Genomic DNA, 26,412 nt, shown 5'->3' with positions numbered 1-26,412 from the left:
CCGGCATCGGCGCGCGCTGTTTCAAAACGCGACGCGCGCACACCGTGCCTTAAGATTTGGAACGCGGGTGGAACGAACCGCGTCCGAATCACTGATCGAGCAGCGTACTGCGTTGTTCACGGCTAGATGTGGTCATCAGCCCCAGGCTGCGCACCACATACAGAAGCATGACGATCGGCCGCAGCCAGCGGCCGATAACAAAGGTTAACTCCTCCGCAGACGACATTGTGATCACCCCTCTCTGTCCTGCCTGGCGATCATTTCCACGGCGTGATCGGCGGCACCGCTTCGGTCGCCGGCGGCACGTCCACGGTCTTGAAATCGGCCGGGCTGACGATCTCGAGGTATTCCATGTCCTTCGAGTAATCGAACAGGTAGTGGGTGATGCCGGGACGCTGATGGATGACGTCGCCGGCCTCGACCAGCGTCTCCTTGTCCTCGTACATGAAGCGCGCCCAGCCCTTGGTCATGATGACGATCTGAAAATCGCACAGATGCTTGTGCCAGCCGGTGCCCTGCTCCGGCGGCATGTCGGGATTGGCCTTGACCAGGTGGCAGATCACCTGCCCGCTGGTGGCATCGGCGATGCCGAGATCGCGATACAGGAAGAAGTCGCGCAGACCTCCGCCCTTGAACTCGGTGTCACCGGGTTTGACGTGGGAGAATTTGCTGACGACGGCGTGCTGGTTCATTTCAAGCCTCCACGGTTCTCGTGTTCGCGAGATCGCGGCGCGGCTCGGCGTCCAAATTTTCGGCAGCGTCGCATCGTCGCGGTCACAGCTCGGTCATTGCCATGCGAAATCCTTGCCAGCCGGGTTGGGCTGCGGCGAACCGTCTCGCCATGCGCTGATATCGCCGCGGAAGCATTTGGAGGGAGGCGCGAATTTGCGTCTCAGTGGCTGTCGTGCACACTCGTCGCCTGGCGCCAATGCCTGACGCCGACGGCACGTCCATTGAGCAAGGCTTGCCTCGTGCTTGAGCCGCCGATGCAGGCAGGCCGGGCCGGGCGCTGCCTAATATTCGACCTCGAGCTCCTCGACGTCGGCCGGCTCCGCCTTCGCGGCCTCGATCCATTCCTGCATCTCGGGCATCGTCATGATGGTGCTGGCATACACCGCAAGCGCGGGCTCGAGCTTGACGTCATAGGTCATGAAGCGGGTCACGACCGGCGCATACATCGCGTCCGCCATGGTGCGGCGCTCGCCGAACAGGAACGGCCCGCCCGATGCGCCGAGGCAATCGCGCCAGATGGTGCAGACGCGATCGATGTCGGCCTGCGCCCGCGACCAGATCTTGAAGCCGGGGAAATGGCCCTTGAGATTGACCGGCAGCGAAGAGCGTAGCGTGGTGAAGCCGGAATGGATTTCGCCCGAGATCGAGCGGCAATGCGCGCGCTGAATCCGGTCTTCCGGCAACAGCCCGGCATGCGGCATGATCTCGTTGAGATACTCGCCGATCGCCAGCGTATCCCACACCGTCGCACCGTCGTGGCGCAGGCAGGGCACCAGGATCGAGGACGACAGCAGCAGCAGCTCGGCGCGGGCCGACGGGTCGTCGGGCGCGGTGACCACCTCCTCGAACTCCAGCCCGGCGAATTTCGCCAGCAGCCAGCCGCGCAGCGACCAGGAGGAGTAATTCTTGCTGCTGATGGTGAGTGTCGCTTTCGCCATATCGGTCCCTCACGCCTGAACGCGTCCTCAGCTCCCGGATATCGCGCGCCGGTTCAGCCGCCGCGCACCCGGAGCCATCAGCTTTTGCAGCAAGCCACGTGCCAATTTGCCGGGCGGCCGGCCCGCCTCTGGCGTCGATATTGCATGGCAAGCCAGGCCACGGGTGGATGCATATGATGTCAATGATGTACCAAGCCTATCAGAACCACATGGACCTCACGGCGCCATGGCGGACCGGGGCTGCAGCGGCGCTGAAATACCTCAATCTGGTGCCGCAGGGCGCCGCTGACCGGATGTATGGCCGGCTCGCGGCCGCGCTCGAGCTGATCTCGCGCTCCAGCCTGACCTACGCGCGGCCCCCTTATGGCATCGGCAGCGTGACGGTCGGCAACAGGGAGTTAGAGGTGACCGAGGAGGTCGCCTATGCCACGCCGTTCGGCTCGCTGCTGCATTTCAGGAAGGTGGACGGACCGGAGCAACCGCGGCTGCTCTTGGTGGCGCCGATGTCCGGGCATTTCGCCACGCTGCTGCGCGGCACCGTGAAGACGCTGCTGCAGGACCACGACGTCTACATCACCGACTGGCACAATCCGCGCGACATCCCGCGCAGCAAGGGCCGCTTCGGGCTCGAGGACTACACCGACCATCTGATCGACTTCCTCGGCCAGCTCGGCCCGCGCGCGCATATGGTGGCGATCTGCCAGCCCTCGGTGTCGGCGCTGGCGGCCGCCGCGATCATGTCGGAAGACGATCATCCGGCGCGGCCCGCATCGCTGACCCTGATGGCCGGGCCGATCGACACGCGGATCCAGCCGACCAAGGTGAACGAATTCGCCAAGAGCAAGCCGATCAAATGGTTCGAGGACAATCTGATCAACTACGTGCCGATGCAGTGCAAGGGCGCGTTGCGCCAGGTCTATCCCGGCTTCGTGCAGCTCACGGCGTTCGTGTCGATGAACCTGGAACGGCACATCAAGCAGCATATCGATCTGGCCCACCATCTCGCCAAGGGCGAGACCGCCAAGGCCGAGGTGATCAAGACCTTCTACGACGAGTATTTCGCGGTCATGGATCTGCCGGCGGAGTTTTACATCGAGACGGTGCGCGACGTGTTCCAGGAGCATCTGTTGCCGCAGGGCATGCTGATGCATCGCGGCCGCCCGGTGAATCCGGCGGCGATCCGGCGCATGGGGTTGATGACGGTGGAAGGCGAGAAGGACGACATCTGCTCGATCGGCCAGACGCTCGCCGCGCAAGACCTCTGCACCGGAGTCCGCACCTATCGCAAGGTGCATCACATGCAGGCCGGCGTCGGCCATTACGGCGTGTTTTCCGGCAAGCGCTGGAACAACGAGATCTACCCGCTGCTGCGCGATTTCGTGCATGTGAATTCGTGACGGATCGGCAACGATCTTTCCCCGTCATTGCGAGCGAAGCGAAGCAATCCATCGTTCCACATGGGCGGAAAGGTGGATTGCTTCGTCGCTACGCTCCTCGCAATGACGGGTGGCGGCTAGCCACGCATCGACTCGCGCTATAGTCTCCCGGCCACGACGACCCGCTTCCCAAGAATCGTCCAGGGAGAAACTCCATGCGCGCGCCCACTGCCTTCCGTGCCCTCACGCTCGCCCTGATCGGCGCCCTCGCCTTCACCTCAGCCGTATCCGCCGCCGAAGTCCATGTCATGATCTCGGGCGGACTGACGGCGGCCTACAAGGCGCTGGTGCCGGAGTTCGAACGCAAGACCGGGCACAAGGTGGTGACCGCCTTCGGGCCGTCGATGGGTACCACGACGAACGCCATTCCGGTGCGGCTGGAGCGCGGCGAGCCGGCCGACGTGCTGATCATGGTCGGCTATGCGCTCGGCGATCTCATCAAGCAGGGCAAAGTGCTGGCCGACAGCCGCGTCGACCTCGTGAAGTCGCCGATCGGCATCGCGATGAAGGCCGGCGCGCCAAAACCGGACATCGGCTCGGCCGACACCGTCAAGCAGGCGCTGCTGGCGGCGAAGTCTGTCGCCTATTCCGACAGCGCCAGCGGCGTCTATGTCTCGACCGAGATGTTCGCAAAGCTCGGCATCGCCGATCAGATGAAGGACAAGGCGCGGATGATCCCGGCGACCCCGGTCGGCGAGATCGTCGCCAAGGGCGAGGCCGAGATCGGCCTGCAGCAGATCTCCGAGCTGAAGCCGGTCGCCGGCATCGACATCGTCGGCCCATTGCCGGAGCCGTTGCAGAAGATCACGGTGTTTTCCGCCGGGATCGCGACGGCTGCAAAGGAGCGTGAGGCCGGCAAGGCGCTGATCAGCTTCCTCGCCTCGCCGGATGCGCACGACGCGCTGGTGAAGAGCGGCCTCGATCCGATTGCGGCGGGTGGGACGCATTGAAGTCGGCCTCTCTCTCCCCGTCATCCTCTTCCCTCCCCGTCATCCTGAGAGTCTGACTCATAAATCACCCAACCTTAGCTGCAGCCGCGAGTCTGCGGGTCAGGAGCCTGATGTGTGCAATCAGCAGCCAGGCAGCTTCGGTTGCCACCGTCGCCTCGAAGTCCTTGGCGAGGCGGCGGCATCTGCCGAACCAAGCGAATGTGCGTTCAACCACCCACCGCCTCGGCAGAAGCTGGAAGCCTTTGACGCCTTGAGGCCGCTCGACGATCTCGACAGTCCATGGACCGCAGTCTGAGAGCGCGTCGAGGAGTTGATTTCCGCGGTAGATCCGGTCGGCAAAGACGTGGCGCAGCCGGGGGAAGTTCATCCGCACGTTCTTCAGCAGCGGTACGGCGCCATGGCAGTCCTGAACGTTGGCGGGATGAACATGAACCCCGAGGAGGAGGCCATTGGTATCCGTCACGATATGCCGCTTGCGGCCGTAGATGCGCTTGCCTGCATCGTAGCCGCGCGGTCCGCCAGCTTGCGTGGTCGGCGCACTTTGACTGTCGATCACGGCTGCCGTCGGCTTCGGTGTCCGTCCAAGCTTTTTTCGCGCCCGTCGGACAAGCACGCTGACAATCCTCTGCCACCGGCCTGTATCCCGCCATCTATAAAAATAGCCCTGCACCGTCGAATAGGGCGGGAACTCCTGCGGCAACGCCCGCCACTGGCAGCCGGTCGAAACGATATAGAGGATCGCTTCGATCACACGACGCAGCTCCGTCTTACGCGGCCGGCCGCGCCGGTTCGCTCGCGGCAACAGGCGTCTGATCAGCGCCCACTCCGCATCGGTCATATCGCTTGCATAACGCAGATCGTCCCGCCGATATTGCTCCCGAGTGATCTTGGTCCAGGGCATCGTGCTCTCCCTCGAATCTTTGCAAATCCGATGGAATCACACCCCACTGAGATCACTCACCCATTTTTCAGTCAGGCTCTGAGGAGCCCGCACTTGCGGGCGTCTCGAAGGATGCACGGCCCGGCTGGTGGCCGTCGACCCTTCGAGACGCGCGCAAGTGCGCGCTCCTCAGGGTGACGGGACTAGATGGCGACTAGATACACTACCGCAAGTGATGCGCGCCGTAGGCGAGCAGCAGCACCACGACCAGCGCCAGCAGCAGGGTGGTCGACTTCCAGAACAGCACCGGGTTGCGCTCGATCAGCGGGGTCGATGACGTCGTCAGATATTTTGCGTTGGGATTGCGCAGGTCGAACAAGAATTCCGAAAAGCTCTCGTAGCGCTTGAGCGGATTGGCATGCACGGCGCGCTCCAGCGCGCCGTCGACCCAGGTCGGGACGTCGCGCCCGCCATGCGCGGCCGGACGATAGACCAGCCGGTTGAAGTCGGATCGCGTCCGGGCCCGCGCGATCTGCGCACCATAGGGCAAGCGTCCCGTCAGCATCTGGTAGGTGACGACGCCGAGCGAGAACAGATCGGAGCGCGCGGTGCCGCCCTCGCCGAGGAAATATTCCGGCGCGGTGTATTGCTGGGTGCCCAGGATATCCTCGACGCCCGCCGGCACCGCGTCTGCGACACCCGCAATCCGCGTCGAGCCGAAATCGATGATCTTCACCGTGCCGGTCCTGTCGATCATGATGTTGTCGGGCCTGACGTCCTGATGCAGCATCTCCTTGCGGTGGAAGGCGCGCAGCCCTTTTGCAATTTGCTCGGTGATGCCGCGCACCGTCTCCAGCGCAGGAGTTGGATTGTCCGTGATCCACTGCGTCAGGGTCTGACCGTCGATATATTCCATCGTGACGTAGAGGAAATTGCGCTTGCGCTGCGGCAGAAACGGCTTCAGCACATGCGGGCTGTCGATCCGCCGGGCGACCCATTCTTCCATCATGAAACGCTTCAGATAGGCCGGATCGTCGCGCAGGTCGATCGAAGGGATTTTGATCGTGACCGTGGTGGCGCTGTCCTCGTCGACCGCGAGATAGATGTGGCTGCGGTGCGATGCGTGCAGCTCGCGCACGATGCGATAACCGTCGAACAGCATTCGTGCGTCGAGCAGCGGCGGCAGCGGCAGCTCGGTCGGCTGGCCGAATACCTCGCCGGCATCGCCGTCGGGCAATTCGTCGATCCGGACGATCTGCACGGTGAGATTGTCCGGGCTGCCGTTCTCATAGGCCTGCTCGACGATCGATTTCGCGGCAACATCGAGATCGGCGGCGCCGTCCTTGATCGTCTTCGCCAGCTGCCGCGCCGGGACATGCTCGTAGATCCCGTCGGTTACCAAGAGGAAGATGTCGCCGCGCTCCAGCGGGAGAGCCTGGTAGTCGATCTCGAGCTGCGGGTTCACGCCGAGCGCGCGGCCGAGATAGCTCTGCTGCGAGGAGATCACGACGCGGTGGTCGTTAGTCAGTTGCTCGAGGCTGTTGCCGGCGACGCGGTAGATCCTGGAGTCGCCGACGTGGAACAGATGCGCCGTGGTCGACCGGATGACCAGGGCGCTCAGCGTGCAGACGTAACCCTTGTCCTTGTCGTAGGGATTCTGGCTCCGCCTGGTCTGCGCGTGCAGCCAGGAATTGGTCGCCTCCAGCACCCGCTGCGCCGAGGACTTCACCGACCAGGATTCCGAGGTGCAGTAGTAGTCGGTCAGGAAGCTCTTGACCGCGGATTCGGCAGCGATGCGGCCGACGCTGCTCGAGGAGATGCCGTCGGCAAGCACCACGGCGATGCCCTTCAGGCCGAGCAGCGGCTCGTCGGGGATCAAGGCGCCGTGGAAGTCCTGATTGGCGTCCTTGCGGCCCTGATCAGAGAATTGCCCGACCGATATTGTCAGCGCGCGCGGCATCGACCGTCCCAAAGCCAATGGGGCCCTCCGCGACAGGAGAGCCCCATAAGTCGTCGAGGATCAAGCCGCGAGGCGCTGGCGCTTCGGCGCCGTCTTCACATGCGTGGTGTAGAGCGTGAGCCCGGTGAAGGCGAGGCCGCCGGCGAGGTTGCCGAGCACGGTCGGGATCTCATTCCAGATCAGGTAGTCCATGATCGAGAACTTCGCATGCAGCATCAGTCCCGACGGGAACAGGAACATGTTCACCACCGAATGCTCGAATACCATGTAGAAGAACACCAGGATCGGCATCCACATCGCGATCACCTTGCCGGGCACCGTCGTGGAAATCATCGCGCCGACGACGCCGGTCGAGACCATCCAGTTGCAGAGCATGCCGCGAATGAACAGCGTGGCCATACCCGCCGCGCCATGCGCCGCGTAGCCCAGCGTCCGGCCCTCGCCGATGTTGCCGATGGTCATGCCGACCTTGTCGGGCTCCTGCGTGAAGCCGAATGTCGTGACAAAGGCCATCATGAACGCCACCGTGAGCGCGCCTCCGAAATTGCCGATGAACACGAGAGCCCAGTTGCGCAGCACGCCGCCGAGCGTAACGCCGGGCCGCTTGTCGAGCAGCGCCAGCGGCGAGAGCACGAACACGCCGGTCAATAGATCGAAACCCAGCAGATAGAGCATGACGAAACCGACCGGAAACAACAATGCTCCGACAAGCGGCTGACCCGTATTGACGTTGATCGTCACGGCGAACCAGGCTGCCAGCGCGAGGATCGCGCCGGCCATATAGGCGCGGATCACGGTGTCGCGGGTCGACATGAAGATCTTGGATTCGCCGGCATCCACCATCTTGGTGACGAATTCGGACGGAGCGAGATAGGCCATTCGTAAAATCCCCTTGCGCAATTCGGCCGCGCCGGTTGCCTGCCGGAAGCGACGCGGGTTGGTTGAAATGCTCGTCCGTCCGGGGAGATGGGGCTGCAACGATTGCTCGAGACGCCCGGGCCGGGCACCTTGATCCCCTCGCCTCGGCCAGCACTGGCCTCGGCAATCCGGAGAACGGCAGTCGTCATTGACTGGTGCAATCAAAAGCAATGGATGTGCCAAGCGGCGACGCTGGCGCTTGGCTTTAAATCCCTGTTAATACAATGAGTTAGGCTGGTGGCGCAGGAACCGCATGGCGCGATGGCGCGGAATTATGCAGCATGCCCAGATGTCGCCCAGAGGATGCGCGCCCCTCCATCACCGTCATCCCCGCGCAAAGGCTTCGCCTTTGTCGCTGGGGTGACGGGGAAAGGGTCGATACGCACCGCTACTTCACTTCACCTCGGTGCGGACCGGCACGCCCTTCAGCCCGTTGTTGTCGTAGGCCTTGCGGAGCGTGCCGTTGGCGATCGCCTCCGTCATGAACCTGGTGGCGAAGGCCGCGGCGAGCGGATGGTTGAGCGGCACCGCGACCGCGGTGACGGTCTGCTTGAAGGTCTCGTCCAGCACGCGCGTGCCCGGGATCTTCTTCGCCATCGCATTGAGCTGATCGCGCGACAATGCGAAGGCGTCGATCTCGCCGCTCTTCAGCAGATTGAAGATCTCGTCATAGGTCTGATAGCCCGTGACCTTGGCGTGCTTGAGATGGGCGATCGCGCCGCGCATCGTGGTGGTGGCATTGACGGCGGCGACCTTGACGCCGTCCTGGTCGAGCGTGGCGAAATTCGTGATCGTCGAGCCGGGTTTGACGATATAGGTGGCGTCGGCAACCTCATAGATCGGCCCGAACGTCATCTTGGTCTCGCGCTCGGGATCCTTGGGCAGGAAGGTGATGTCCCAGGTGTTCTTAGCCGCCGCGTCGGTGATCTGGCCGGAATTCTGGTGCACGACATATTCGACGGGGATGCCGAGTTGCGCCGCCATCTCGCGGCCGAGGTCGACGGGAACGCCCGCATAGCCGTTCTCGGTCTTGGTCGACCAGAACGCGCCGCCGGCCGGGCTGATCGCGATCGCGACCCGGAGCTTTCCGGTCGGCGCGATCTGATCCTTCAAGGCGTCGGCATCCGCTGATGTGGCCATGACAATCACTCCCAGAACGAAGCCAGCCAGACGCAGCAGTCGAGACGACATCGGACGTCCTCCACACCGAATCTTGCTGTCCGGCAGGCGCGCAACAAACCGCACGGCGCGGCCTTGTGCAAGCGCCGGTTCTCGCAAGGGAGCTATCCGTATCGGCCTATCTCACGCGGATGGTGATTTTTTCGGAGACGACCGGCGGGCTGAATGGATAGTGCTTGGCGTCGCCCAGCACCAACTGCAGGGTGTGCTTGCCGGGAGCCAGATCGAGCTGCGTCTCGGTCTGGCCCGCACCGAAGTGCAGATGAGACTTGTCCGACGGAATCGGCTCATTCGCATTCAACGGCTCATTCACGTCGATCAGAAGGTGGTGATGGCCGCTGTTCGGGTAGTCGTCGCCGGCATGGGTGACGCCCATGTTGCGCAGCCCAAAGCGGCACCAGAACGGGCTTTTGAGCTTGGCGCCGTCGCGCGGCCAGATGAAATACAGCTTGGTGTCCTTGCCGGCCGGCTTGTTCTGCGCGTCGGCCGGAACCGCGAACAGCGTCAGTGCCGCGGCGAGCATGATCAAGCCTGCACTTTTCATAGCCCCTCCATGAAGCCTGGCGATCAGGGATGATCGCTCAGGGAGACAGCGCGACCCGGAAACCGTGGGTCGGATAACGGACATTGGTGTCGTAATTATCGCGATTGGCCGGACGCACATAGCGTGCGTCATTCTTCCACGAGCCGGAGCGGATGACATGGGAGGCGCAGTCGCCGCCGGACCAGACCGCACCGTCGGTCGGCGCGCCCTGGTAATTCCTGTGCCAGCAATCCTCGACCCATTGATCGACCCCGCCGCCCATGTCGTAGAGGCCGAACGGATTCGGCTTGTAGCTGCCGACCTTGACCGGCTGCTCGGCCGAACTGTCGCCGCCGCAATCCTTGCATCCGGCGTGGCCCGATTGCACCTGGTCGCCCCACCAGTACTTCGATTGCGTTCCGCCGCGCGCCGCATATTCCCACTCGGCCTCGCTCGGAAGCCGGTAGGCCTTCTTGGTGCGCTCGGCGAGCCACGTCACATATTGCTTCGCATCGCTCCAGCTCACATTGGTGACCGGAACGTCGTCCTTGCCACTGGCCGTGAAGCCACAGGCCTTGGCCGCCGCGCAGGCGTTCCATTCGCGGACCGTGACCGGATACTTGCCCATGGCAAAGGGCTTGACCGTCACCCGGCGGATCGGCCGCTCCGACGGATCGTCATTGCTTCCCATCGAGAAGCTGCCGGCTTGAAGCGAGACCAGTTCGGGTTCCGGCAGGTCTGGGGTGGGGCTCGCGGAGGGCGCGGGTTGAGGCGACGCTTGCTGCGTCGGCGCCGCCGGGGTCGGACTTGCGGTTTGGGTCGGAGCCGGGCTTGGTGCCGGCGGCTGAACGGCAGGCGATGCCGTCGGTGCCGGAGGCGCCTGTGCCACATCGGCCGGCTTGCCGCGCGGTTGCGCCAGCAGATACCACAGCACGCCTCCGGCGATGATCGCGACCGCCAGTCCGAGCAGCGTGAGCAGGACGGACTCGCGGCGCCTGCGCGTCCTTTGGTACGCAGCGGCGTCCGGCAGCACACGATAAACCCGGACCGGATCGGTGATGTTCTTGACCTTGCGGTCGCCGAGCGATTCGTATCCGCAGACCATCTTGTGCTTGATCTGCTCGTAGATGCCGCCGGAAATAAAGACGTCACCCGGCGCCGCGATCCCTTCCAGGCGCGAGGCCACGTTGACGCCGTCGCCATAGATATCGTCGGGCTCGATGATGACGTCGCCGAGGTTGACGCCGATCCGGTACTCGATCCAGTGATCTCTCGCGATCGCCGCGTTGCGGCCGATCATGTTCTGCTGGATCACGATGCTGCAGCGGACGGCCTCGACCGGACTGTCGAACATCGCGATAAAGCCGTCGCCGGTGGTCTTGACCAGCTTGCCGTGGTGCTCGGCAATGGTGGGCTCGATCAGATCGCGCAGGGTCCGCTTGACGCGCGTATGCGTGCCTTCCTCATCGAGCTGCATCAACCGGCTGTAGCCGGCGATATCGCCCGCTACGATCGCCGCGAGGCGCCGCGGCATTGAATCGCCGGGAGGCTGGGTATTGTCGGGCTGTGACCGGCCTGACTTGAAGTCGCGAATTTCTCCCATAGCGCTCCGGCTGCTCCGCAAAGACGTGTTCAAGGCGCAACCGGCGCCTTCGTCCCCGAGGCCCGTTTCAACCTACCACACCTGCGGGTCGGGACAAAGTTCGCGAAGCGTGACCATGTCACGGTTGTCCGCCGTCGGCCGAGGCCCGCCGGTCGGGCGGGCACGCCTCGTCGCAACGGCAAACGGGCGGCAAAACGCCTGCGTCAGCCCGCCTGCGCGGCCGGGGTGCGGATCTCGCGCGGCAGGATGATCGCGGCGGCGATCGCCAGCAGGCAGAGCGCCGCGAACGCGCGCAGCATCATCGAGAAGCCACCCTGGTCGTACAGCCATGCCACCAGGCCGACGGACGCGCCGGCCGCGGTGAAGCCGACGAAATAGCGCACCGCATAGGCGCGCGAGCGCCATTCCTCGGTGGTGTACTTGCCGACCATGGCATCGTTCACCGTGACCTGCCCGAACGCGCCCATCACGATGCCGATCGAGACCACGATCAGCGGCAGGTTGTTTAGGCTCGCCGCCAGATAAAGGAACGGCGCCAGCAGGAACGACAGCGGCAGCGCCACCGTCTTCAGCGAATATCTGTCGAGCAGCTTGCCGATGGTGTACTGCGTCATCGCGCCGAACACATAGACCCCGGCCGCGATCACGCCGAGCAGCGCCGGGCTCTTGGTCAGGTCGGCGAGCCGTTCGGCGAACAGCTTCGGCAGCGCCACCGTCACCGCGTTGAAGGTGGTGGAGATCGCGATCACCACGATCAGCAGCGACAGCACCACGCGCCACATGTCCTCCTTGGCGACCCGCACCTGCGCTGCCGCCTGCCTGGAGCCCTTGCGGTCCTCATGCACCACCGTCATCGCAAAGGCGATGCCGATCAGCACGGTGACCGTGCCGGGCACGATGAAGGCCCAGCGCCAGCCGAGATACTGGCCGATCACGCCGGTCACCAGCGCCGACGAGGCGACGCCGAGATTGCCCCAGACGCCGTTGATCCCCATCTGGGCGCCGAGCTTCTCGGCATAGGACACGATCATCGCGGTGCCGACCGGATGGTAGATCGAGGCGAAGACGCCGATCGCCAGCAGCGCGGCGCCGAGCTGCAGCGGCGTCTGCACGAAGCCGACCGAGATCATCGACAAGCCGATGCCGACAAAGAAGATCACCATCATGTGGCGGCGGCTCCAGCGGTCGCCGAGCCAGCCGGTGATCAGCGAGCCGGCGCCGAAGGCGATGAAGCCCGGGGTCGCATAGGGCAGCAGTTCCGAATAGGCCATGCCGAGCGCCGGGCCCATGATAATGACGGCGGCGGCGAAGATCAGCATCGCGTAGTGATCGATGAAATGGGCGGCGTTGACGAAGGTGATCACCCGGCTTGGACTGTTGCTAGGACTGTTCATCGGCACGTCTCTCACGCGATTCTTCAATTGCTCGAAAATAGGTTATAGGTGCTTGTCCTGACGGGATGTCGCCAATGACTATCGCTGAGCCGCCAATAAGAGCCCTCCACCAGGACCGGCGCGTCACCGGGGACGGCGTGCATCTGGTGGCGCGCAGCTACCGCAAGGGCGTCCGGCTCGACCCGCACATGCACCGCGAGGCACAGCTGGTCTATGCCGCCAGCGGCACCATGCAGGTGACGACGCCGAAGGGGCGCTGGCTGGTGCCGCCGGACCGCGCGGTGTGGGTCCCTGCCCTGCTCCCGCACGCGATCGACGTGCTTGCCGACATCGAGATGCGCACGCTGTATTTCGACCAGGCCTGGCTCGCGCGCGAAAAGCGCAGTGACAGCCTCGACCACGAATTCGTGGTGCGGGTGTCGCCGCTGGTGCACCAGGCGATCCTCGCGCTGTTCGACGCCTCATGCGGACGCGAGCGCACCGATCTGTTGATCCGCCTCGTGATGCTGGAGCTGCACCAGGCCGAGGACTCCGCGACCTTCATCCCGTTGCCGCAGGAGCCGCGCTGCCGCCGCGCCGCCGACCTCGTGCTGGCCGATCCGACGCAGGACCACGACATCGATGCGCTGGCGCGCACCGTCGGCACCTCGGCGCGGACGCTGTCGCGGCTGTTCTCGGCGGAAACGCAGCTCTCGTTCAAGAGCTGGTGCCAGCGCGCCCGCATCGCGGCCGCCATCGAGCGCCTGTCGAGCACCGCGAATGTTTCGGTCAAGCAGGTCGCCTCCGACCTCGGCTATGCCAGCGTACCGGCATTTTCCCACGCGTTCCGCCAGGTTACCGGCAAGACACCGACCGCGTTCGCGGAGAAAACGTGCGAGAAAACGTGAACCGGGTTTGTCACCGGGCGCAGCGATGACGAATTATACCGCTGTCGCGCTGCGACATATTTCCGTACGATCCATGCGCTTGATTGCTGTGCTCCCGACCTTAAATCCCGTGTAAGGTCCGGCTTCATTGGATACGACCTGCTGGATACGACCTGCTCATGGCCAATGCCTTCTTCTCCGATCTGCTCTCGACGATTTCCGAACGCGGCCGCGTCCTGCTCGGCCGCGCCAGCCCGGCCAACGACAAGCAGGATGCGTCCGAACTGCTGGAATTGTGCGAAGCACTGCTGTCCGGCCGCGGCGAAGCCTCCGGCACCGCGATGGCGCGCGAAGTACTCGACCGCTACCACCACCTCGATGCCGCCGGACGGCTGTCGTTCTTCCAGACGCTGGCCCGCGATTTCGGCCCCGATCACGCCAAGCTGGCGCAGGCGATCGAAAGCTGGCGCGCCAAAGCCAATGGCGACGACGCCAGCGACCTGCATTTCGCCTCCGAGCCGCGCCGCCAGGAATTGATCCGCCGGCTCAATCGCGCGCCGGGCGGCACTGGCGAGCTGGTGTCGATCCGCTCGGATCTGCTTTCATTGATGAAGGGCAACAAGGACCTTGCCGCGCTCGATCGCGACGTGGTGCATCTGCTCTCGTCCTGGTTCAACAGGGGATTCCTCGTGCTGCGCAGGATAGACTGGTCGTCGCCGGCCAATATTCTGGAGAAGATCATCCGTTATGAGGCCGTGCACGAGATCCGCGATTGGGACGATCTGCGCCGCCGCATCGATCCGATCGATCGCCGCTGTTACGCCTTCTTCCATCCGGCGCTGGCCGACGAGCCGCTGATCTTCGTCGAGGTCGCGCTCACGGAAGCCATCCCGGGCGCAATCGCGCCGCTGCTTGCGGAAGAGCGCGAGCCGGTGCCGGTCGAGCGCGCCCGCACCGCGGTGTTCTATTCGATCTCCAATACCCAGCGCGGCCTTGGCGGCATCTCCTTCGGCAGCTTCCTGATCAAGCAGGTGGTCGAGGAGCTGCGCCGCGAATTGCCGAAGCTCGACAACTTCGTGACGCTGTCGCCGGTGCCGGGCTTCATGCAGTGGGTCAAGCAGGCCGACGACGTGCCGCTCACAGAGGAGGACCGCCAGCTGCTGGAAAGCCTCGGCAAGCCCGACTGGTTCGAGAACGCCGAGCTCGCCACCCAGCTGCGCGCCGTGCTGGAGCCGCTTGCCGCCTACTATTTCCTGAAGGCGCGCACGCCGAAGGGACGACTGATCGATTCGGTCGCGCGCTTCCATCTCGGCAACGGCGCACGCTTGGAGCGGATCAACTGGCTCGGCGACCTCTCACCCAAGGGCCTGCGCGAATCCGCCGGCATCATGGTCAACTACCTCTACCGCCTCGACGACATCGAGAAGAACCACGAAGCCTACGCCAACAATGGCGAGGTGATCGCCTCGAGCGCGGTGAAGAAGCTGTTGAAGGGCGAAGGCCGGCGGCTGCTGGACATGCGGTTGGGGTAGGACGCCGCTCTATCCACGTCATTGCAACGACGACTGGGAGCGCTCGCATTCCAACACCGTCATCCCCGCGCAATGGCTTCGCCATTGTCGCTGGAGGTGCGAGCGGAGCGAGCCTCGAAGGATGCACGGCCCGGCCGGTGGCCGTCGATCCTTCGAGACGCCGCTTTGCGGCTCCTCAGGATGACGGGGCGACAGCAATGACGTCCCAGCATTCATCATGGCCGCCGCCTAGAACCTCGCCCGCGCCATCAGCCGCACCGTCCGCCCCTGTCCCGGCGAGATATTGTTGTTGCCGTCGGCCGACGCCCAATAGCCCTTGTCAAAAATGTTCTCGACGTTGAGCTGGGCGCTCCAGGTCTCGTCGATCTTGGCATAGATCGCCGCATCGAAGCGCACGAAGCCCGGCAGCCGCACCGTGTCGTCGGACGAGGCGAAGGAATCGCCGAAATAGATCACGCCGAGCGCGGCCGCCCACATCGGCGTGAACTGATACTTGTTCCACCAGGCAAACTGATTGTACGGCACCAGCTGGACGCGGTTGCCGGGTACGACGGTCGCCGAGGTCGCGCCGGTGATCTTCGCGTCGGTGTAGGCATAGGCCAGCGACGACTGCCACTGCTCGGTGACATAGCCGGTCAGGCTCGCCTCGACGCCTCGCGTGAGCGTGCTGCCGGAGGGAAAGAAGAAGCCGGGATTGTTGCCGTCGGCGATCGGCTGGTTGGTGCGGTTCAGATTGTAGACCGCGGTCGAGAACAGCAGCTTCGGATTGATGTTCCACTTCATGCCGAGCTCGACATTCTCGAAGCGCTGCGGCTGCAGGATCAGGGTGCCGTCGTTCAGCGCGCTGAACTGGTCGCCCGAGGCCGGCAGGAACGAGACGCTGTAGGCGGTATAGACCGACATCGAATCGATCGGCTTGATGATCAGGGCGCCCTGCGGCGACACCAGATTGTCGACGCGATTGCGATTGATGTTGGTGTTCATGTCGGTGGCCGACATGTCGTAGCGATCGAACCGCGCGCCGGCGATGATCTGCACGGCGCGCGAAATCTCGATGGTGTCCCTGAGATAGCCGGACTGGATGTTCAGCGCGTAGCGGCTGTTCGAATCGGGCGTGGTGACGCCGTCGCTATTGGTGCCGGTGAAGTGGTGAAGAAACGTCACCGGGCCGAAATAGGTCGGCGCGAACGGGTTCTGCACGATGGTGTTGGTTCCGTTCGGGAACACGCCGGTGTTACGGATATCGACGCCGGTCTGCCGGCCGAACTCGGTGCCGAAGCCGACCGTGTGGAACAGCGGCCCGGTCCAGGTCTTGTAGGTGAAATCGGTCTGGTTGAAGACATTGTCGCGGTTCGTCGTGTGCTGATAGGCGCCGAGGTTGACCGCGGTGTCGGCGGGATTGACCGCGCCGGCGAGCGGGCCGCCGGTCGGATAGACGTTCTGATAGAATCTCTGGTAGTCGGCGGCGATGGTGCCGTTGCGCACCGTCAGCCCGTTCTCGAAATCGTGCTCGATGATGGCCATGCCGGTCTGCACCGTCGCCTGCGCAGTGTTCAGGCTTGGGCTGCCGAAGAAGGTCGAGAAGTCGCCGTTCGGCGCGAACGGCGTGGTCGGGTTGAAGCGGGTCGCGCCGCCCGGCAGACCCTGCGAGGGATTGCCGCGATCGGCGGTGCGCTCGTCGTGAAAGTACTCGTAGCTCAGTTTGATTTTGGTGTTGTCGTCGGGCTTCAGCGTCACCGTCGGATTGATGCCGTAGCGCTCCAGATGATTGAAATCGCGGAAGGCGTCGGCACCCTCGTAGAACACGTTGAGCCTTGCTGCGACGTTGTCGTTGATCGCCTGTCCGGCATCGAGGCTGACGCGGCGATCGCCCCACGAGCCGGTCTGCGCCGTCGCCTCGTAGACCCGGTTGCCGTCGGCCTCCTTGAGGGTGCGGTTGAGCAGGCCGCCGCCGGCGCCGCGGCCGAAGGTTAGTGCGCTCGGCCCCTTCAGTACCTCGATGCTCTGGGCGTTGTACATGTCGCGGAAATACTGCACGTCGTCACGAAAGCCGTTGACGAAGAAGTTGGCGCTGGAATCGACGCCGCGGATCACGAGCTCGTCGCGATTGCCCTCGCCCTGGTGCACGGCAACGCCGGGGACATAGCGGGTGACGTCGGTGAGGCCCTGGTAGTTCTGGTCGCGGATCTGCTCCCGCGTGATCACGTTGAGCGATTGCGGGATGTTGACGATCGCGGTGTTGGTCCTGGTCGCAACCGACGTGCTGTTGGCGAAATAGCCTGACGTGCCGGTGCGGGCGTCCTGCGATTCTGCGAAGGGTTTTGCCACGGGCGCGATCCGCCGTGCTGTCTGGGTGCGGCGGCCTCGTGCTGCGGCGGTGTTACGCGATGTCGACGGCGCGCTGCGGCGGCGTTGCGTGGCCGGCGCGGTGACTGTCACGGGCGGCAGCGACGAGGCGCCGGCCTGCGACGGCGCCGGTTGCGCCTGTGCGGCAGATGTTGCGAGCGGAACGCTCAGCGCGAGATAGCTCGCCGTGAGCAGCGCAAGCGAGACAGTGCGACGATGGGCTTGTGATCTTGATGTCATGACGTCGTCCTCAAGCAACTCTCGCCTTCGCTGAAGGCGATGCGCCGTCCTCTAGTGAGGTGAGGCGCTGTGCGTCCAGACGACGGGCGCGAGAAAATTTTTGCGTGACGACGGAATAAAATCGCGACGAATGGACGTGGGTACAATTCGCGGCGAGCGCAGGGTTGGAAAAGTCAAGGATGCGAATGGTTTCTGTCGGCTTCCGGATTTGCGCCTGGAAACGAAGAGCGGCGCTTGCGCGCCGCACTTCTTGTAGCGATTCCAGATTGTAGCGGTTCTAAAACGATCAGGACGTCGCGGTCATGCGGTTGCGGACCGCGGCCGCAACCCCGCCGGCAGATGCGCATCGATCCAGCCGGTGATCGCACGCTCGTTGCGATGGTAGAGCAGGCCTGCGGCGATCACGGCAATGCCGATCAGCGACAGCGAGAACGGAAACCACAGCGAGTCCTTGAAGACGACGTCGGCGAGATGGCCGAGATAGAGGCAGATGCCGAACGCGCCGAACACCGCATAGGCGCGCCGCATCAAAATCACGGCGATCACGATCAGGCCGACATTGAGCAGGCAGTACACCGCCTTGCTCAATTCGGTTGAGCCTTCGGACGCGCTAATTCCGCCCCAGAACGCCATCAGGCCGAACAGATGCAGCCAGAACGCAAAGTCGCCGTTGCGGCTGCGATAGTCCACGATCCACGCGACCGCGAGCACGGCAAGTCCGAACCAGATCGACACCCTGCGGCGCATCTCGAAATCGGCGTGAGCCACGCCGCTCAACCACGGCGCCAGGTCCATCGACATGAACCACAGCGCGACCGAGATGATCGCGACGATGAAGGCGAAGCGGTAGTAGCGCAGCGCCACAATGCCGGCGGCGACGGTCGCGATCTCCATGAAGATCCAGCTGCCCTTCACCCAGACGTAGAAGTCCTGCACGGTTCCCGGCTTGCCGAACTTGCCCCACCAGCCAAGCTCGTCCTGGATGCCGTAGACCGCGAGCGGCGCCATCGAGACCGCGATCGCGATCAGCAGGCCGCCGGGAACCCGCAGATTCTTGTCGTGCCAGAGGTGGTGACCCGCCACGCTGAACCCGACCGCATAGGCGATCGCGCAGGCCGTCAGCGCCCGGCCGCCCATCTGGGTGAAGGCCAGGGTCGAGAACAGGCCCATGGCACCGATCACGATGAGCGCGCCGGCGTACCAGAGCACATGCGCGGCATCGAATTTGGCGGCGGGACTTGCATCGCCTGCCGGACCTTGCCCGGCGCTGCTCGCCAGGAAAGCGAGCAACCGTTCCAGATCGGCCGGGCTGATCACCCCAGCATTTGCGGCGTCCCGGAGATCCTTTGCTGAATATGGCATGCGACTATCCTCACGGCCGGTTTTTGCGCCTGCTCCCGATCATCCGGGACAAAGACGCCCTGTTCTCATGAGTATATCCAGAAATGAGCAACGTTCAATAATTTCTTGAGCATTGCTCACAATATTTTGCGATCAAGCTCGGGCCCACCCCGCGCCCGGCGGATCGGCACTCGCGGGCCGGACTTAGTCCGCCAGCGCCTTCATCTCCTTGTAGAGATCGGATTTGCCCTCGAAGCCGATGCCCGGAAGGTCGGGCATCACGATGTGGCCACCCTCGACGTGCACGCCGTCCGGGAAGCCGCCATAGGGCTGGAACAGGTCGGGGTAGCTCTCGTTGCCGCCGAGGCCGAGGCCGGCCGCGATGTTCAGCGACATCTGGTGGCCGCCATGCGGGATGCAGCGGCTCGGCGACCAGCCGTGGGTCTTCAGCACCTCGAGCGTGCGCTGATACTCGCAGAGCCCGTAGGACAGCGCGCAATCGAATTGCAGCCAGTCGCGGTCCGGCCGCATGCCGCCGTAGCGGATCAGGTTCCGCGCATCCTGGTGGCTGAACAGGTTCTCGCCGGTCGCCATCGCCCCCGGATAGAACTCGGCCAGCGCGGCCTGCAGCGCGTAGTCGAGCGGGTCGCCGGCCTCCTCGTACCAGAACAGCGGATACTCGCGCAGCATCTTGGCGTAGGCGATCGCGGTCTCCAGATCGAAGCGGCCGTTGGCGTCGACCGCAAGCTGCGCCGCGCTGCCGATCTCCTTCAGCACCGCCTCGATGCGCTCGCGGTCCTCGGCAAGCGGCGCACCGCCGATCTTCATCTTCACGACGTTGTAGCCGCGGTCGAGATAGCCGCGCATCTCCTTGCGCAATGCGCCGAGGTCCTTGCCGGGATAATAGTAGCCGCCGGCGGCGTAGACGAAGACGCGCGGATTGGCGGTGCGGCCGTGGCGCTCGGCGAGCAGCCGGAACAGCGGCTTGCCCGCGATCTTCGCCACCGCGTCCCACACGGCCATGTCGATGGTGCCGACCGCGACCGAGCGCTCGCCATGGCCGCCCGGCTTCTCGTTCGACATCAGCGTCGACCAGACCTTGTCCGGATCGAGATTGCCGCCATCGGCATCGAGCAGCGATTTCGGATCGGCTTCCTTGAGGCGCGGCGCGAAGCGCTCGCGGATCAGACCGCCCTGCCCGTAGCGGCCGTTGGAATTGAAGCCGTAGCCGACCACCCGCTTGCCGTTGCGCACCACGTCAGTGACCACGGCCACCAGGCTCGAGGTCATCTTTGTGAAGTCGATATAGGCGTTGCGGATCGGCGAGGAGATCGGCTTTGTGATTTCGCGGACGTCGACGATGCGGACGGACATGGGGAGCTTTCGCAGTTTGTTAGGCACGTCATTCCGGGGCGATGCGAAGCATCGAACCCTCAGGTGCGCAGTTGCGCACCGAGAATCTCGAGATTCCGGGTCTGGTCCTTCGGACCATCCCGGAATGACGGTTGCTACTTCTTATCCCGGAAATACGGCTCGACCGGCCCGTGCACCTTGATGGTCAGCGGATTGCCGTAACGGTCCTTGGCATTACCGGCGGTGACGCGGACCCAGCCTTCGCTGATGCAGTACTCCTCGACATTGGTCTTCTCGACCCCCTTGAATCGGATGCCGACATCGCGGGCGAGAATATCCGCATTGTAGTACGGGCTGTTCGGATCGACCGAGAGGCGGTCGGGGAATTGGTCGTTGGTGTCGTTGTCGTCGCTCATAGCAGCGCCTCGATGTCCTTCCTCAATCCTTCGGGCCGGGCGGTCGGCGCATGCCGCGCCACGACCTTGCCGGCGCGATCGACCAGGAACTTGGTGAAGTTCCATTTGATCGCGGGCCCGAGCAGGCCCGACTTCTCACGTTTCAGGTGTTCGTACAATGGATGCGCACCTGAGCCATTGACGTCGATCTTGGCGAACATCGGAAACGTGACGGCGTAGTTGGTCTCGCAGAACGCGGCGATCTGCTTCGCATCGCCCGGCTCCTGCGCGCCGAACTGGTTGCAGGGGAAGCCGAGCACGGCGAAGCCGCGCGGCGACAGGCCGGCGTGCAGCTCCTGCAGGCCCTTGTATTGCGGCGTGAACCCGCAGGCGCTCGCCGTGTTCACGATCAGCAGCACCTGGCCCTCGAACCGCTGCAGCGGCACGTCGTCGCCGGCGAGCGACTTGGCGGTGAAATCGTAAACGGTCGCCATCTCAGCTGACCGGATCGATCGGCGACGACGGCGTGCCGCCGGCCTCGACCGCCTCACCAGCGGCAAGGCAGAGATCCTCGCGGTAGCGTCCGGCCACCAGTTGCACGCCGACCGGGATCCGTCCGACGAGACCGGTGGAGACCACGAGCCCGGGAAGCCCCATGAACGGGATCGCAATCTGCGGCAGCTGCGCGTGCCACACCCGCGCGAACGACGCCTCGTCCTTGCGGTCGAGATGGTCGGGGAACGGTAGCTCGCCGGACACCGGCATCAGCAGCACCGGATATTTCTCGAAGAAGGCGAACCATTCGCGCGTCAGGGTCGCGCGGCGGGTCAGCGCCTGCGACAGGTCGAACGGATGCACCCGGGCGCGGACGCCGCGCAGGCAGGCCAGTGCGCCGGGATCGCCCTCGCGCTCGGCGAATGCCAGCTGGGCCTCATAGCCGTCGCCGAGCCAGAGCCGGGTCTGGATCTCGGCCGCCTCGCGCAAGGACGGCGTGTTTGCAATTTCCTCGACGATCCAGCCGGCCTTCTGCAAGCGCTTGCCGGCATCGGCCACCGCGGCGACCACTTCCGGCACCGGATTAAGACCGTCGGGATTGAGGCACATCGCAACGCGCTTCTCGCGCGGCGGGCCTTCGAGCGGCACCGGCGCATACCAGGGGTCGCGATAGTCCGGCGCCGACATCGCCGCGAGCGAGATGCGCAGATCGTTGATGGTGCGCGCCAGCGGGCCCGACACCGCGCTGATCTGCGGGCCGATCGGCCGCTCCGGCAAAGCCGAATTGAAGGCCGGGATACGGCCCATGCTTGGCCGCAGGCCGTGCACGCCGCAGGCATAACCCGGATAGCGCACCGAGCCGGCGATATCGGTGCCGTGCGCGATGTGGCCGATGCCGGCCGCGACCGCCGAACCCGCGCCGCCGGACGAGCCGCCCGGGGTGATGCCGGGATCGCGCGGGTTCTTGGTGTCGCCGTGAATGAGGTTGGTGGTGAACCAGCGATAGGAGACCGCCGGACAATTGGTGCGGCCGAGCAGCACCGCGCCGGCCTTGCGCAGATTGGCGACCACCGGATTGTCGACCTTGGCGATGACGTCGCGCTGTGCCTTCAGCCCATTGGTGGTGGCGTAGCCCTCCTGGTCGACATTGACCTTGATGGTGACCGGCACGCCGGCGAGCGGCCCGACCGCCTCGCCGCGCGCAATGGCCGCATCGATCTTGGCCGCCTGCGCCAGCACGTCGTCCGGCCGGTGATCGACCACCGCGTTGAGCTTCGGGTTGACCGCGTCGAGCCGGGCGAGCCCCGCCTCCGCTGCCTCCTTCGCCGACACCTTCTTCGATCTGATGAGGCTGGCGAGCTCGGCCGCCGACAGACGCCAAATATCCTGCATGTGCAACTCCGTGTGACGCTGCGTTTTAGCGCCGCGCGGAGAACATGGCCAGCGGTCCGCCGCCTGATGTTTCAGCGGACATGCGCGATGTAATAGGCAAGGTCGCCGATCTGCTCCTTGGTGACCGTTTGCATCACGTCGGCCATGGTGGCGTCATAGCCATGGCGGCTGTTGTCCTTGTATTCGGCCAGCGTCTTGGCGAGGTAGTCCTCGCGCTGGTTGGCGATGCGCGGGACATTCTCCTTGCCGGAGAAATCGGTGTTGTGGCAGCTGTTGCAGCGGTTCTGCTGCGCCAGCGCCTGGCCCCGCGCCATCCGCGCCGGATCGCCGGCATCAGCGGGCGGCGTGGGCTTCGGCAAGGTCGCGATGAAGTCCGAGAAGCTGCGCAAATCGTCGTCGGTCAGCGGCTTCGCCATCTCGTTCATCGGCTCGAACACCCGCAGCTTCTCGCGGAACATGAAGAGCTGGATCAGCGCATAGGGCGCCGTCTGGCCGCCGAGCGACGGCGTGTTCTCGGTCTCGGACGTGCCATGCTCGCCATGGCAGGCAAAGCACGCCGCGGCACGCTCCTGGATGGTCTCGGCATTTGCGGAAAGAGCGGATGCAAACAGGAGCACAGGGATCATGAACTTACGCATCGGCTGCTCCTGACTTTCAGTGTCATTCCGGGGCGCCCGAAGGGCGAACCCGGAATCTCGAGATTCCGGGTCTGGTGCTGTCGCACCAGCCCGGAATGACGTTGGTGGTTGTTACTGATTGGCGACCTTCGGCTTGCCATAGCTGACGCGATAGACCGCGCCGTTCCAGTCGTCGGAGACCAGCAGCGAGCCGTCCTTCAGCAGCATCACGTCGACCGGGCGGCCGACATACTTGTTGTCTTCGAGGAAGCCGGTCAGGAACGGCTCCATCGACTTCACGGTGCCGTCCTTGTTCAGCCTGACGGCGACCACGTCACCACCCTGCTTCTGCGACTTGTTCCAGGAGCCGTGACGCGCGACGAAGATCACGTTCTTGTAGGTCTTCGGGAACATGCTGCCGGTGTAGAAGCGCATGCCGAGCGACGCGGTATGCGGGCCCATCAGGCCAACCGGCGCGGTGTAGTCCTTGCAGGTCTTGCCCCAGCCGAGCTCCTGGTCGATGATGTTGCCCTGGTAGCAGTACGGCGCGCCGAAATCCTCGCCCGCCTTGGTGATGCGGTTGAGCTCGTCTTCCGGCACCGTCTCCGACAGCCAGTCGCGGCCGTTGTCGGTGAAGTACATCTGCTTGTTCTCGGGATTCCAGTCGAAGCCGACCGTGTTGCGCACGCCGAGCGCGTAGACCTCGGCGCCGGAGCCATCGAGATTCATGCGGCGGATCTGGCCGTGGTCGGCGTCATGCAGCACGTTGTTGCCGGGCTGTCCGACCGGAACATAAAGCTTGTTGTCGGGACCGACGGCAATGAACTTCCAGCCATGCGCCTCGTCCTTCGGCAGCTTGTCGTAGACGACGGTGGGCTTCGGCGGGTTATCCAGATTGTCCTCGATCTTGTCGATCTTGGAGACCTTCGAGAGCTCGGCGATGTAGAGCGTGCCGTCCTTGAAGGCGACGCCGTTCGGACGATAGAGGCCGGAGGCGATCACCTTGACCGAGCGCTTGCCGTCCTTGTTGACGATCGCATAGACCTTGTCGACGAGGCGGCTGCCGACGAACACCGTGCCCTTTTCGCCGAGCGCCAGCGAGCGCGCATTGGCCATGCCGGCCGCATAGACCTCGACATTGAAGCCGGCCGGCACCTTGAGCTTGGCGAGCGGCAGCTTGTCGGGTGCGGACGGCAGCGGCGGCGGCGCCACCGGCGCGAGCTTGGCGGCGGCCTCGTTGTCCGGACGCCCGATCAAGGGCGAGCCCGGCGGCAGCGGCTGGGCGGCAGGGGCGGCACCTGCCGCCGGCGCGGCCGGCTGTTGCGCCGCAGCAGAGAGCGTGAACGCCCCGAGCATGGCCCCCGCGAGCAGCAAGCTGCGCGGTGCGAACGAGTGTTTTTTCATGAAGATCTCCCCTGGGTGGAAGCCGTTGTTGATTGCGCCATTGACGTCGCCCGGCGCCGTTCGGCTTTCCGTTCATAGTCTTGCGAATTTGTCCGGACAATTGCAATCGGAAGCATGCCGGACATCGGCCAACGCATGGTTGTGGCCGCGCGGGGCCAGCGTCAGTGCCTTGTCATCGAGCGGTCCGGGCGATCGAGGATCGCCTCCGTGAATGGAAACTCCAGCACGACCTCGCCCTCGTCGTCGGTCACCTCGATCACGGCGCTGAGCAGCGCGCCGTCGGCGCCCTCGGTCTTGAGCAGTTCGCGAATCATCGCGCGCGCCATTTCCCACGCACGATCCGGGTCCCGCAGGATTTCGCCGTCGGGATCGGAGATCAACTCGTCGCCGATACGGGTGTTGAAGAAATAGCGTGGCATCGGCTGAACTCGGCTCGGTTAGTCGCCTCCCGTCGCGGGGAAGCACAGGATCGTCACCGGGACCTTCGGAGGACCGCGGGGCTGCTGTTTACTTATTCCAACATCACCATTCACCGTGTGGCTAACAACAGGAAAAAGGTCTGATGCCACGGGCTTTTGACGGGAAACGCGCGCACAAATTTGTGAGTGGGTAAGATTTGCTTGCCGCAGTGCAGCATGCCCTTGGAGGCGGCACCTTACAGAAAATTTAACTGGCGAACTTTTCCAACCACAGTAGTTTACTCTGCAGGGCGGAAAGTTCGTCCGGTTGCAACAAGGAGAGCCAAATGGCCTGGAAAGCACCGAAGATCGTCGAAGTGTCGGTCGGCATGGAAATCAACATGTATATGTGCGCAACCCGCAAGTAAGCGGCAGCGCCCTCTACACGTTTAGCGTTTTAGCGCAGGTGGACATCCGGGCGTAACGCGCTCCCGAGCAAGGGGGTGTGTTTCAAATCCGGGGTCCACCTCGTAACGTTTCTGGGTCCAACAAACTTCTCCAGGCCAAGCTTCTCCAGGGGACGGATCATGCTTCGTGTCGTCGTCCTGGGTGCCGCGGCGGGTGGCGGCGTTCCGCAGTGGAACTGCGGCTGTGCCGTCTGCAGGACGGCGCGGAGCAACCATCCCGAACTGCAGAGCACGCAAGCCTCGATCGCCGTCAGCGGCGATGGCGTGCACTGGTTCCTGGTCAATGCCTCCCCGGATCTGCGCCAGCAGTTGATTGCCACGCCGCAGCTGCATCCGAAGCACGGCGCACTGCGCCATAGCCCGATCGCGGGCGTCATCCTCACCAATGGCGAGATCGACGCGGTCGCCGGGCTGCTGTCGATGCGCGAAGGTTCGCCATTTGCGATCTACGCGCATGAGCGGGTGCTCGCGATCCTGCGCGCGAACAGCATCTTCAACGTGCTCAGCGACAAGAACGTCGACCGCCGGCCGATCGCGGTCGATCAGGCCTTCGAACCGGCCCTGCCCGACGGATCGCCGTCCGGGCTCGAGGTGCTGCCGTTTGAGGTTCCCGGCAAGGGCGCGTGGTATCTTGAGGGCAAGGCGCATCCGGCGGGCGCCGACGGCGTCGGCGATACGCTCGGCCTGCGTATTGCGGACCGGCGCAGCGGCAAATATTTCTATTTCCTGGCCGCCTGCGCCCGGGTGACTGACGACCTGAAATCGCGGCTCAAGGGCGCCCCGCTGGTGTTTTTCGACGGCACGGTGTGGCGCGACGACGAACTGATCGCGGCGGGCCTTGGCAACAAGACCGGCCAGGGCATGGGCCATATCGCGATGTCGGGCGATCAGGGTGCGATCGAAAGCCTCGCCGGGCTCGACATCGGACGAAAAGTGTTTTTGCATATCAACAACTCCAACCCGGCGCTGCTTGGGACCTCGGCCGAACGCAAGGCGGCCGAACAGGCGGGCTGGCAGATTCCCTCCGACGGAACGGAGATCGTGCTGTGAATG

Annotated in this window: 25 protein-coding genes; 6 read left to right on the top strand and 19 right to left on the bottom strand. The window is 64.3% G+C overall.

Annotation, left to right across the window (positions count from 1 at the left end; genetic code table 11):
• Positions 1–88 precede the first annotated feature (88 nt).
• The 3 genes from J2R78_RS26880 to J2R78_RS26870 all read right to left on the bottom strand — a co-directional run bounded on the left by J2R78_RS26880 (position 89) and on the right by J2R78_RS26870 (position 1,670).
• Positions 89–226, bottom strand: coding sequence for a hypothetical protein (locus J2R78_RS26880; protein ID WP_016848367.1), 138 nt, complete (start codon positions 224–226; stop codon positions 89–91).
• A 31-nt stretch (positions 227–257) separates the two neighbouring features.
• Complete coding sequence (locus J2R78_RS26875; protein WP_057014914.1) at positions 258–692, bottom strand: cupin domain-containing protein; 435 nt, start codon at positions 690–692, stop codon at positions 258–260.
• A gap of 321 nt (positions 693–1,013) precedes the next feature.
• Positions 1,014–1,670, bottom strand: a complete 657-nt coding sequence (locus J2R78_RS26870; RefSeq protein ID WP_028332643.1) for a glutathione S-transferase — start codon at positions 1,668–1,670, stop codon at positions 1,014–1,016.
• 173 nt (positions 1,671–1,843) lie between these two features.
• Between J2R78_RS26870 and J2R78_RS26865 the strand changes: the two genes are divergently transcribed.
• The gene (locus tag J2R78_RS26865) at positions 1,844–3,067 is read left to right on the top strand and encodes a polyhydroxyalkanoate depolymerase (protein WP_253607473.1); all 1,224 of its coding nucleotides are present in this window, start codon (positions 1,844–1,846) and stop codon (positions 3,065–3,067) included.
• 194 nt (positions 3,068–3,261) lie between these two features.
• Positions 3,262–4,056 (top strand): extracellular solute-binding protein, encoded by a 795-nt coding sequence (locus J2R78_RS26860; RefSeq protein WP_253607472.1) that lies wholly within the window; start codon positions 3,262–3,264, stop codon positions 4,054–4,056.
• A gap of 64 nt (positions 4,057–4,120) precedes the next feature.
• Here J2R78_RS26860 and J2R78_RS26855 read toward each other — a convergent pair whose 3' ends face one another.
• The 7 genes from J2R78_RS26855 to J2R78_RS26825 form a co-directional block, all read right to left on the bottom strand.
• Positions 4,121–4,957 (bottom strand): IS5 family transposase, encoded by an 837-nt coding sequence (locus tag J2R78_RS26855; RefSeq protein ID WP_225164260.1) that lies wholly within the window; start codon positions 4,955–4,957, stop codon positions 4,121–4,123.
• Positions 4,958–5,159: 202 nt separating this feature from the next.
• The gene (locus J2R78_RS26850) at positions 5,160–6,896 is read right to left on the bottom strand and encodes a bifunctional protein-serine/threonine kinase/phosphatase (RefSeq protein ID WP_253609919.1); all 1,737 of its coding nucleotides are present in this window, start codon (positions 6,894–6,896) and stop codon (positions 5,160–5,162) included.
• A gap of 60 nt (positions 6,897–6,956) precedes the next feature.
• Entirely contained in the window at positions 6,957–7,775 is an 819-nt protein-coding gene (locus tag J2R78_RS26845) for a formate/nitrite transporter family protein (RefSeq protein ID WP_137480433.1), read from the bottom strand.
• A 432-nt stretch (positions 7,776–8,207) separates the two neighbouring features.
• On the bottom strand, positions 8,208–8,954 hold the full coding sequence (locus J2R78_RS26840; RefSeq protein ID WP_253607470.1) for a transporter substrate-binding domain-containing protein: 747 nt from the start codon (positions 8,952–8,954) through the stop codon (positions 8,208–8,210).
• Positions 8,955–9,111: 157 nt separating this feature from the next.
• Positions 9,112–9,537 (bottom strand): DUF4399 domain-containing protein, encoded by a 426-nt coding sequence (locus tag J2R78_RS26835; RefSeq protein WP_229192178.1) that lies wholly within the window; start codon positions 9,535–9,537, stop codon positions 9,112–9,114.
• Positions 9,538–9,574: 37 nt separating this feature from the next.
• Positions 9,575–11,119 (bottom strand): SUMF1/EgtB/PvdO family nonheme iron enzyme, encoded by a 1,545-nt coding sequence (locus J2R78_RS26830; RefSeq protein ID WP_253607468.1) that lies wholly within the window; start codon positions 11,117–11,119, stop codon positions 9,575–9,577.
• A 203-nt stretch (positions 11,120–11,322) separates the two neighbouring features.
• Positions 11,323–12,513, bottom strand: coding sequence for an MFS transporter (locus J2R78_RS26825; RefSeq protein WP_253607465.1), 1,191 nt, complete (start codon positions 12,511–12,513; stop codon positions 11,323–11,325).
• Positions 12,514–12,587: 74 nt separating this feature from the next.
• Here J2R78_RS26825 and J2R78_RS26820 point away from each other — a divergent pair, with 74 nt between their 5' ends.
• Positions 12,588–13,400: a helix-turn-helix domain-containing protein gene (locus tag J2R78_RS26820; protein WP_253607464.1), complete on the top strand. Its 813-nt coding sequence runs from the start codon at positions 12,588–12,590 to the stop codon at positions 13,398–13,400.
• A 158-nt stretch (positions 13,401–13,558) separates the two neighbouring features.
• A complete protein-coding gene (locus tag J2R78_RS26815) occupies positions 13,559–14,911 on the top strand; it encodes a malonyl-CoA decarboxylase (protein WP_057014905.1) in 1,353 nt (450 codons plus the stop codon).
• A gap of 228 nt (positions 14,912–15,139) precedes the next feature.
• Here J2R78_RS26815 and J2R78_RS26810 read toward each other — a convergent pair whose 3' ends face one another.
• The 9 genes from J2R78_RS26810 to J2R78_RS26770 all read right to left on the bottom strand — a co-directional run bounded on the left by J2R78_RS26810 (position 15,140) and on the right by J2R78_RS26770 (position 24,913).
• A complete protein-coding gene (locus tag J2R78_RS26810; protein WP_253607463.1) occupies positions 15,140–17,497 on the bottom strand; it encodes a TonB-dependent siderophore receptor in 2,358 nt (785 codons plus the stop codon).
• Between the two features lie 300 nt (positions 17,498–17,797).
• The gene (locus tag J2R78_RS26805; protein WP_253607462.1) at positions 17,798–18,859 is read right to left on the bottom strand and encodes a hypothetical protein; all 1,062 of its coding nucleotides are present in this window, start codon (positions 18,857–18,859) and stop codon (positions 17,798–17,800) included.
• A 183-nt stretch (positions 18,860–19,042) separates the two neighbouring features.
• The gene (locus J2R78_RS26800; RefSeq protein WP_253607461.1) at positions 19,043–20,212 is read right to left on the bottom strand and encodes a mandelate racemase/muconate lactonizing enzyme family protein; all 1,170 of its coding nucleotides are present in this window, start codon (positions 20,210–20,212) and stop codon (positions 19,043–19,045) included.
• Between the two features lie 134 nt (positions 20,213–20,346).
• The gene (locus tag J2R78_RS26795) at positions 20,347–20,607 is read right to left on the bottom strand and encodes a DUF3297 family protein (protein ID WP_028332657.1); all 261 of its coding nucleotides are present in this window, start codon (positions 20,605–20,607) and stop codon (positions 20,347–20,349) included.
• On the bottom strand, positions 20,604–21,080 hold the full coding sequence (locus tag J2R78_RS26790; RefSeq protein WP_028332658.1) for a glutathione peroxidase: 477 nt from the start codon (positions 21,078–21,080) through the stop codon (positions 20,604–20,606). The genes J2R78_RS26795 and J2R78_RS26790 overlap by 4 nt, the downstream gene beginning before the upstream one ends.
• Position 21,081: 1 nt before the next feature.
• Positions 21,082–22,473 carry an amidase family protein gene (locus J2R78_RS26785; RefSeq protein ID WP_253607460.1) on the bottom strand — a complete coding sequence of 464 codons (1,392 nt, stop codon included), beginning with the start codon at positions 22,471–22,473 and terminating at the stop codon, positions 21,082–21,084.
• A gap of 71 nt (positions 22,474–22,544) precedes the next feature.
• Positions 22,545–23,111: a c-type cytochrome gene (locus tag J2R78_RS26780; protein WP_253607459.1), complete on the bottom strand. Its 567-nt coding sequence runs from the start codon at positions 23,109–23,111 to the stop codon at positions 22,545–22,547.
• A 111-nt stretch (positions 23,112–23,222) separates the two neighbouring features.
• Positions 23,223–24,494 (bottom strand): sorbosone dehydrogenase family protein, encoded by a 1,272-nt coding sequence (locus J2R78_RS26775; RefSeq protein WP_253607458.1) that lies wholly within the window; start codon positions 24,492–24,494, stop codon positions 23,223–23,225.
• 161 nt (positions 24,495–24,655) lie between these two features.
• Positions 24,656–24,913, bottom strand: a complete 258-nt coding sequence (locus tag J2R78_RS26770; RefSeq protein ID WP_028332662.1) for a DUF6894 family protein — start codon at positions 24,911–24,913, stop codon at positions 24,656–24,658.
• Positions 24,914–25,239: 326 nt separating this feature from the next.
• On the opposite strand from J2R78_RS26770, the gene pqqA reads away from it, so the two are divergent.
• Together pqqA and pqqB are read left to right on the top strand one after the other, a co-directional pair.
• A complete protein-coding gene (gene pqqA / locus J2R78_RS26765) occupies positions 25,240–25,320 on the top strand; it encodes a pyrroloquinoline quinone precursor peptide PqqA (RefSeq protein WP_035635412.1) in 81 nt (26 codons plus the stop codon).
• A gap of 159 nt (positions 25,321–25,479) precedes the next feature.
• Positions 25,480–26,409, top strand: a complete 930-nt coding sequence (pqqB, locus tag J2R78_RS26760) for a pyrroloquinoline quinone biosynthesis protein PqqB (protein WP_253607457.1) — start codon at positions 25,480–25,482, stop codon at positions 26,407–26,409.
• The last annotated feature ends 3 nt before the right edge of the window (positions 26,410–26,412 follow it).

The sequence above is a fragment of the Bradyrhizobium sp. USDA 4538 genome, from assembly GCF_024171045.1.
Taxonomy (GTDB): Bacteria; Pseudomonadota; Alphaproteobacteria; order Rhizobiales; family Xanthobacteraceae; genus Bradyrhizobium; species Bradyrhizobium australafricanum.
Note: the sequence above shows the minus strand (reverse complement) of the source record. Positions and strands in the feature narration are given on the sequence as shown.

Bases quoted from the DNA above. Each gene is read 5' to 3' on its own strand.
- J2R78_RS26880 (WP_016848367.1), bottom strand. From the start codon at position 226: ATGTCGTCTGCGGAGGAGTTAACCTTTGTTATCGGCCGCTGGCTGCGG.
- J2R78_RS26875 (WP_057014914.1), bottom strand. From the start codon at position 692: ATGAACCAGCACGCCGTCGTCAGCAAATTCTCCCACGTCAAACCCGGT.
- J2R78_RS26870 (WP_028332643.1), bottom strand. From the start codon at position 1,670: ATGGCGAAAGCGACACTCACCATCAGCAGCAAGAATTACTCCTCCTGG.
- J2R78_RS26865 (WP_253607473.1), top strand. From the start codon at position 1,844: ATGATGTCAATGATGTACCAAGCCTATCAGAACCACATGGACCTCACG.
- J2R78_RS26860 (WP_253607472.1), top strand. From the start codon at position 3,262: ATGCGCGCGCCCACTGCCTTCCGTGCCCTCACGCTCGCCCTGATCGGC.
- J2R78_RS26855 (WP_225164260.1), bottom strand. From the start codon at position 4,957: ATGCCCTGGACCAAGATCACTCGGGAGCAATATCGGCGGGACGATCTG.
- J2R78_RS26850 (WP_253609919.1), bottom strand. From the start codon at position 6,896: ATGCCGCGCGCGCTGACAATATCGGTCGGGCAATTCTCTGATCAGGGC.
- J2R78_RS26845 (WP_137480433.1), bottom strand. From the start codon at position 7,775: ATGGCCTATCTCGCTCCGTCCGAATTCGTCACCAAGATGGTGGATGCC.
- J2R78_RS26840 (WP_253607470.1), bottom strand. From the start codon at position 8,954: ATGGCCACATCAGCGGATGCCGACGCCTTGAAGGATCAGATCGCGCCG.
- J2R78_RS26835 (WP_229192178.1), bottom strand. From the start codon at position 9,537: ATGAAAAGTGCAGGCTTGATCATGCTCGCCGCGGCACTGACGCTGTTC.
- J2R78_RS26830 (WP_253607468.1), bottom strand. From the start codon at position 11,119: ATGGGAGAAATTCGCGACTTCAAGTCAGGCCGGTCACAGCCCGACAAT.
- J2R78_RS26825 (WP_253607465.1), bottom strand. From the start codon at position 12,513: ATGAACAGTCCTAGCAACAGTCCAAGCCGGGTGATCACCTTCGTCAAC.
- J2R78_RS26820 (WP_253607464.1), top strand. From the start codon at position 12,588: ATGACTATCGCTGAGCCGCCAATAAGAGCCCTCCACCAGGACCGGCGC.
- J2R78_RS26815 (WP_057014905.1), top strand. From the start codon at position 13,559: ATGGCCAATGCCTTCTTCTCCGATCTGCTCTCGACGATTTCCGAACGC.
- J2R78_RS26810 (WP_253607463.1), bottom strand. From the start codon at position 17,497: ATGACATCAAGATCACAAGCCCATCGTCGCACTGTCTCGCTTGCGCTG.
- J2R78_RS26805 (WP_253607462.1), bottom strand. From the start codon at position 18,859: ATGCCATATTCAGCAAAGGATCTCCGGGACGCCGCAAATGCTGGGGTG.
- J2R78_RS26800 (WP_253607461.1), bottom strand. From the start codon at position 20,212: ATGTCCGTCCGCATCGTCGACGTCCGCGAAATCACAAAGCCGATCTCC.
- J2R78_RS26795 (WP_028332657.1), bottom strand. From the start codon at position 20,607: ATGAGCGACGACAACGACACCAACGACCAATTCCCCGACCGCCTCTCG.
- J2R78_RS26790 (WP_028332658.1), bottom strand. From the start codon at position 21,080: ATGGCGACCGTTTACGATTTCACCGCCAAGTCGCTCGCCGGCGACGAC.
- J2R78_RS26785 (WP_253607460.1), bottom strand. From the start codon at position 22,473: ATGCAGGATATTTGGCGTCTGTCGGCGGCCGAGCTCGCCAGCCTCATC.
- J2R78_RS26780 (WP_253607459.1), bottom strand. From the start codon at position 23,111: ATGCGTAAGTTCATGATCCCTGTGCTCCTGTTTGCATCCGCTCTTTCC.
- J2R78_RS26775 (WP_253607458.1), bottom strand. From the start codon at position 24,494: ATGAAAAAACACTCGTTCGCACCGCGCAGCTTGCTGCTCGCGGGGGCC.
- J2R78_RS26770 (WP_028332662.1), bottom strand. From the start codon at position 24,913: ATGCCACGCTATTTCTTCAACACCCGTATCGGCGACGAGTTGATCTCC.
- pqqA (WP_035635412.1), top strand. From the start codon at position 25,240: ATGGCCTGGAAAGCACCGAAGATCGTCGAAGTGTCGGTCGGCATGGAA.
- pqqB (WP_253607457.1), top strand. From the start codon at position 25,480: ATGCTTCGTGTCGTCGTCCTGGGTGCCGCGGCGGGTGGCGGCGTTCCG.